Annotated in this window: 5 protein-coding genes; all 5 read left to right on the top strand. The window is 41.5% G+C overall.

All coding sequences use genetic code 11. The annotated features are described in order from the left end of the window. On the top strand, window positions 1–714 hold a 714-nt coding region (locus tag C8D82_RS20270; RefSeq protein WP_133245323.1), incomplete at its 5' end, for a restriction endonuclease subunit S. A gap of 22 nt (window positions 715–736) precedes the next feature. Further along, the gene (locus C8D82_RS20275) at window positions 737–1,555 is read left to right on the top strand and encodes a KilA-N domain-containing protein (RefSeq protein WP_116886117.1); all 819 of its coding nucleotides are present in this window, start codon (window positions 737–739) and stop codon (window positions 1,553–1,555) included. Between the two features lie 25 nt (window positions 1,556–1,580). Then, the gene (locus C8D82_RS20280) at window positions 1,581–2,639 is read left to right on the top strand and encodes a DUF3644 domain-containing protein (RefSeq protein ID WP_116886118.1); all 1,059 of its coding nucleotides are present in this window, start codon (window positions 1,581–1,583) and stop codon (window positions 2,637–2,639) included. 27 nt (window positions 2,640–2,666) lie between these two features. Then, window positions 2,667–5,696, top strand: coding sequence for a type I restriction endonuclease subunit R (locus C8D82_RS20285; RefSeq protein ID WP_116886119.1), 3,030 nt, complete (start codon window positions 2,667–2,669; stop codon window positions 5,694–5,696). A 22-nt stretch (window positions 5,697–5,718) separates the two neighbouring features. After that, the gene (locus C8D82_RS20290; RefSeq protein ID WP_116886120.1) at window positions 5,719–5,967 is read left to right on the top strand and encodes a hypothetical protein; all 249 of its coding nucleotides are present in this window, start codon (window positions 5,719–5,721) and stop codon (window positions 5,965–5,967) included. Window positions 5,968–6,658: the final 691 nt, after the last annotated feature.

Consider the following 6,658-nt stretch of genomic DNA (forward strand, 5'->3'; position numbering starts at 1 on the left):
GTACCTGCGCAGAATGAACAATCGCGTATAGTTTCTGTATTATCTGCTTTAGACGAAAAGATAGAAAACATTTCTAAAATAAACCATAATTTGGAAGAACAGGCAAAGGCGATTTTCAAGTCCTGGTTTATAGATTTCGAACCGTTCCGAGATGGCGAGTTTGTCGATTCAGAGCTGGGTCAGATTCCTGCCGGATGGCAAGTCGGCACTTTAAAAGATATGCTTGAGGTTCGATACGGAAAGGAGCACAAAAAGTTGGCAGACGGCGCGATTCCTGTTTATGGTTCTGGCGGACTAATGCGTCATGTTGAGAAAGCGCTCTACAATGGTGAATCTGTGTTAATACCTCGAAAGGGCACTTTAAATAATGTCATGCGTGTAACAGGCGAGTTTTGGACTGTTGACACAATGTTTTATTCTGTTCCTCGAAAAACAGGAGCTGCAAAATATTTGTACCACATACTGTCAAAACTGGATCTTACTTCCATGAACAGTGGATCTGCTGTACCAAGTATGACAACAGATATACTCAATGCAATAAAAATAATACTTCCGCCGGACAAAGTGTTAAAAGATTTTGACTATTTAACTTCATTTTTCTGGGAAAGTATTGAAACAAAAAAAATGGAAATGCAAAAACTGGCGCAACTGCGTGACGCATTATTGCCGGAACTGATGTCGGGCGAGATTGACGTATCGAAAGTTCAGGTGTAAATACGTTTCAGGAGAAACTTTTATGGCAAAAATACTTGTAAATGCAATAGAAATCCGTACAATCAAATTCAATGAGGAAGATTATATTTCTCTGACTGATATGCTGAAAGCAAAGGATGGGGAATATTTCTTTTCCAACTGGCTGCGAAACCGTAATACCATTGAATTTCTGGGAATATGGGAGAAAGTGTATAATCCGGATTTTAATTGTGCCGAATTCGACATAATAAAAAGTCAGGCTGGGCTCAACAGTTATCGCTTGAGTGCAAAGGAATGGATGGAAAAGACCAGCGCAATCGGGATCATTTCAAAAGCTGGACGTTACGGCGGAACTTATGCCCATAAAGATATTGCTTTTGAGTTTGCCATGTGGATCAGTCCAGAATTCAAAGTCTATTTGATCCGTGAATTCCAACGCTTAAAAGATGAAGAACAAAAACTGCTGGGCTGGTCTGCAAAGCGGGAACTTGCCAAATTGAATTACCGGATTCATACTGATGCAATCAAGCAAAATCTTATTCCGCCGGAATTGGACCGCAAAAAAGTTTCTATTGTTTACGCAGACGAAGCAGATGTGTTGAATGTGGCAATGTTTGGAATGACTGCTCAGGAGTGGAGAGATGCCAATCCGGATAAAAAAGGCAACATCCGGGACTATGCCACAATCAATGAATTGATCTGTCTTTCCAACCTTGAAAGTCTGAACTCTGTTTTTATCAATGATGGACTGCCTCAATCTGAACGGCTGATGAGATTAAACAAAGTGGCGATTTCTCAAATGAAGGTTCTGTCAGAAGTAACCGATCGGACAATTTTTCTGCCGGATCTAAAGGAAGTCTAAATAGCAATTTAGCGGAGAAAAAAATATGTCACGAGGTCTACCATTTCAGGTAAAAATGAGTATTGAGAAAGCAATAGATTCAGCATTACTTGCTGTTGAAACATATAATAAACCAGCAACGAAATTTAAGTCTGGTGGATATATTGTTTTAATGACAATTGCTTGGACATCGCTTTTTCATGCAATATTTTTCCGTAAAGGAATCAAACCATATTATCGGCAGAAAAATTCATCAAAATTCAAGAAAGTTGACGGAGAATATTGGTATTGGGAGTTGCAAACTTGTGTTGATGAATATTTTAAAACAGAGAATTGTGCGATAAGAAAAAATATAGAATTTTTCATCCCATTACGAAATAAAATAGAGCATAAATCATTTCCGGAAATTGATACAGATATATTCGCCGAATGTCAGTCTTTTTTGTTGAATTTTGATAAAATTTTAGAAAAAGAGTTTGGAGAAAGATATTGTTTAAGAGAATCATTATCGTTTTCATTGCAGATGTTTCCATCCCCCTCAAATATGCGTGCCGCTGTAGTAAATAGTGCGAAACTAAAAAATGTAAAAGATTTTATTGATACTTACAGATCAGCAATATCAACAGACATTCTACAAAGTGGTGAATATGCTTTTAAGGCTTTTTTGATTCAAGTTGCCAATCATTCTTCTGCGGATGCAATGCCTATTCAGTTTTATCCATTTGATAAAATGTCTGATGCAGAAAAAGATAAGGTTCAACGTATAGCAGCTCTGGTAAAAGAAAAGCATATTACTTATTCTGTTGCCAATAAGGGAACATTAAAGCCTGGAGCTGTTGTTCGAAGGGTTCAAGAGGCACTTGGAAATGTAAAATTGACAAAAAATAACAAACTGATAGACAAGTTTAATTTTGATACGCATACGCGTTGTTGGAAAAAATATGCGGTTCGACCTGATTCAAAGTCAGAACATCCAGAAAGAACCAAAGCAGAGTATTGTATTTACGATGAACCTTGTGAACAATATTTTTATACAGAAAAATGGGTTGAACTTTTGATAGAAAAAATGTCTGATGAAACAGAATTCAATTCTCTTTTTAATTGAACTGAATTTTTTAGCGGAGTATAAAATATGGCATATACAGAAGCAAATTATGAAAATGCGGTGATCCAGCTGATTGAGCAGCTCGGATATACCCATGTTCACGGGCCGGACGTTGTTCGGGACTATACCGATCCGTTGTATTCGGAGGTTTTGGAAGGGGCTCTTATCGCAGTCAATCCGGGTGCCCCGCAGGCGGCGATCAATGAAGCCTTGTTCAAACTCCGCAATATCGAAAACGGCAAACTGGAACAGCGGAATATCATCTTTACTGATTATCTGCAAAATGGTATTGAAGTTGCCTATTTTCACAATGGCGAGCAGAAATATGAGCGTGTCCACCTGATCGACTATGACCATATTGACCGTAACAGTTTTATTGTTGCCAATCAGTGGACCTTTCAGGAACACTCCGAAAAACGCCCCGATGTGGTAATCTTTGTCAATGGTCTGCCGCTGGTCGTTATTGAACTGAAATCTCCGTCACGGGAAGAAACAGATGCTTCGGAAGCATACCGGCAGCTCCGCAACTATATGCTGGAAATTCCGTCATTCTTTGTTTACAATGCTTTCTGTGTTATGAGCGATATGGCGGAAACCCGTGTCGGAACGATCACCTCCGGCGAAGATCGTTTTATGCAATGGAAAACCGTTGACGGCGAAACCGAAAGCACTGCCTTTGCCGATTTTAATGTGCTTTTTGAAGGTATGTTGGAAAAACAGCGATTCTTTGACATTTTGCGGAACTTCATTTGCTTCTCCCGCGACAATGGCAATGATGCGAAGATCCTTGCCGGGTACCACCAATTTTATGCTGTCCGCAAAGCGGTTGTTTCCACTGTTAATGCCACCCAAACCGATGGTCGCGGCGGCGTTTTCTGGCACACGCAGGGCAGCGGTAAATCTCTCTCAATGGTCTTTTATGCTCACTTGCTCCAACAGGAACTCAACAGTCCCACCATTGTTGTATTGACCGACCGCAACGACCTTGACGATCAGCTCTATGGGCAGTTTTCCAAATGTCAGGAGTTCCTCCGGCAAATTCCGCAACAGGCTTCAAGCCGGGAGAACCTGAAAGAACTTCTTACCAACCGGGAAGCAAACGGTATTATCTTCACCACCATGCAGAAGTTTGAGGAATCCGGTTCAGCCCTTTCTCAACGGCGCAATATCGTGGTTATGGCCGATGAAGCTCACCGGGGACAATACGGCTTTGAAAAAATCAATGAGGACGGTAAAATCCACATCGGAACCGCCCGGATCATTCGGGACAGCCTCCCAAATGCCACATTTATCGGTTTCACCGGTACTCCGATCTCACAAAAAGACCGCAACACCCGCGAGGTTTTCGGAGATTACATCGACATTTACGACATGACTCAGGCTGTCAAAGATGGCGCTACCCGCCCAGTGTTTTATGAAAGCCGCGTAATCCATCTGAACCTTGACCAGAATATCTTGAAACGGATTGATGCAGAATATGAACTTCTGGCTCAAAACGCCGAAGCTCACGCCATCGAAAAAAGCAAAAAAGAACTGGGGCAAATGGAAAGTATCCTCGGTGCTCCGCAGACCATAGAAGCTCTCTGCAACGACATTGTGGATCACTACGAAAACTACCGGGCACAGGAATTGACCGGCAAAGCGATGATCGTGGCTTATTCCCGCCCGATTGCAATGGATATTTACCGGAAACTTCTGGAAATGCGTCCGGAGTGGAACGAAAAAATCGCAGTTGTGATGACTTCAGGCAACGACGATCCGGAAGAATGGCGCAGCATCATCGGCAACAAGTCCCGCAAAGATGAACTTGCTCGGAAGTTCAAAGACAACGACGATCCTTTGAAAATCGCCATTGTCGTTGATATGTGGCTGACTGGCTTCGATGTTCCCTCTCTGGCGACGATGTATGTTTATAAGCCCATGTCCGGACACAATCTCATGCAGGCGATCGCTCGCGTGAACCGTGTGTTCAAAAACAAAGAAGGCGGACTTGTTGTCGATTATGTCGGCATTGCCAGCGCATTGAAACAGGCGATGAACGATTATTCCAAGCGCGACCAGAGCAATTACGGCGACACCGATATTGGCAAAGCCGCACTTCCCAAGTTTCAGGAAAAACTGGAAGTCTGCCGGGATCTTTTTCATGGATTCGATTATGCCAACTTTATGGACGGAACAGATCTTGAGCGTTCCCAGCTTATTATTGGCGGCATGAACTTCCTTTCTGATCCCAAGGATCCGAAAAAGAAAGAGTTGTTTATCAAAGAAGGGCTGTTGCTCCGCCAGGCTCTTTCACTTTGTCGCAGTATCGTTCCGCATAGCGAGCGTTATGAAGCGGCTTTCTTTGAAGCCGTTAGAACCATGCTTACCCGTATCACCAGCAATCCCAAGCACTTTTCGTTGAAGGAGATCAATGAACGGATCAATGAGCTTCTGAAACAGAGTATCAAAAGCGATGGTGTCATCAACCTCTTTGCTGACATAAAAGAGGGATTTTCGCTTTTTGATCCGAAGTTTCTGGAAGAGATTTCCAAAATGAAGGAAAAGAATGTTGCTATTGAAATTCTGAAAAAACTGATAGCAGAACAGGTTTCCGTTTATCGTCACACTAACGTCGTAAAATCAGAGCTCTTTTCAGAGAAACTCCAGAGAGCTATGAACGCATATCTCAATGGTATGTTGACCAATGAAGAAGTGATCGAAGAACTCAAAAAGATGGCTGCCGAAATCGCAGCTGCCGTTGACTGCAGTAATCAGTTGGGATTGTCCGTTGAGGAAATTGCTTTTTATGATGCTCTGACAAAACCGCAAGCGGTGAAGGATTTTTATGACAACGATCAGCTGGTGGCAATCACCAAAGAGCTGACAGAAATGCTCCGTTCAAATAGAACCGTTGACTGGCAGAAAAAAGAGACAGCCAGAGCCAAAATGCGTTCAATGGTAAAACGCTTGCTGAAAAAATACAAATATCCACCCGAAGGTCAGGAAGAAGCTCTGGAAACCGTAATCAGCCAGTGCGAAATGTGGACGGATAATACTGAACTGGTAATTGGATAACACAGGGAAGGAGATTTTTTGAATGGCTGAATTAATATCACAAGAACGTTTTGAAATATGGGATCAGTTCATTGAACGCTGGCCTATAGAAAAATTGTGGGCAATAACAGTGGAGGAATATAACACACTCGGTAGCAAAGATAGCTTTTGTTATTGTGGAAAAAAGGCCGAAGATTTGGGTTCTATTTGGGACAGTTCTGCTTTCAAATTTGGTGTTTTTGGGTTCGATCCGAACGCAAAAGCGCAAAGGATGAAGGTGCAGGTTTCTTGAAAAGTGATAAATACAAATGGCTCGAAAAATACGGAAAATCAGCGAGCGAGGCTTAAAAAAAATCAAAGGAATAATCCTTTCCATTGTAAACGCTGCTGTCGAAGGGAATCTTTCTGTTATTGATGCAGCCGATTTAGGGCATACCACAAAATGAAAAATTGCTTTTTTATATCAAAAGAAAACTGACATAAAAATTCCCTGCATTTACTTGGAAGATAGGTTAAGAGCATACGCGGAGTGTTTTGAAAAAGATATTCAATCGTCGAAAATCTACAGACAAATACTTGAACGAAAACCAAGCGGAACAGATATATTTTCTTTTTCTCAGAATTTATGGTCTGAGGTTGAGAAAAAGTATACAAACGCCTAGCTTATTGCGCCGGGAGAAAACGCATATTTGCTGGATGACTTTATCAGTTTCAATATGATAAAAATAGGGTGGAATGAAGTAGGTGATCTTTCAAAATTCGGTAGCAAAAAATGATTAACGCTCATACTTCTTTTGTTATAGTAAATGCACGCTACCTTTGAAAAAGACCGTGCATTTACTTTTACAATCGTCACACCATCCGCAGTCATAAAATTTTCATCGCTAAGTATGCGCCCAATGAGCTACATGTCTGAGGCATTTCCGGTGTCTTGAAAGGGAAAAATTGAAAAATTATTTGGTGTTAGACTTCCAGTTTGGGGG

It is taken from the genome of Victivallis vadensis (genome assembly GCF_003096415.1).
Lineage (GTDB): Bacteria > Verrucomicrobiota > Lentisphaeria > Victivallales > Victivallaceae > Victivallis > Victivallis vadensis.

What these genes read in the sequence shown, in the direction of transcription:
- C8D82_RS20280 (WP_116886118.1), top strand. Translation starts at nt 1,581, where the DNA reads ATGTCACGAGGTCTACCATTTCAGGTAAAAATGAGTATTGAGAAAGCA.
- C8D82_RS20275 (WP_116886117.1), top strand. Translation starts at nt 737, where the DNA reads ATGGCAAAAATACTTGTAAATGCAATAGAAATCCGTACAATCAAATTC.
- C8D82_RS20285 (WP_116886119.1), top strand. Translation starts at nt 2,667, where the DNA reads ATGGCATATACAGAAGCAAATTATGAAAATGCGGTGATCCAGCTGATT.
- C8D82_RS20290 (WP_116886120.1), top strand. Translation starts at nt 5,719, where the DNA reads ATGGCTGAATTAATATCACAAGAACGTTTTGAAATATGGGATCAGTTC.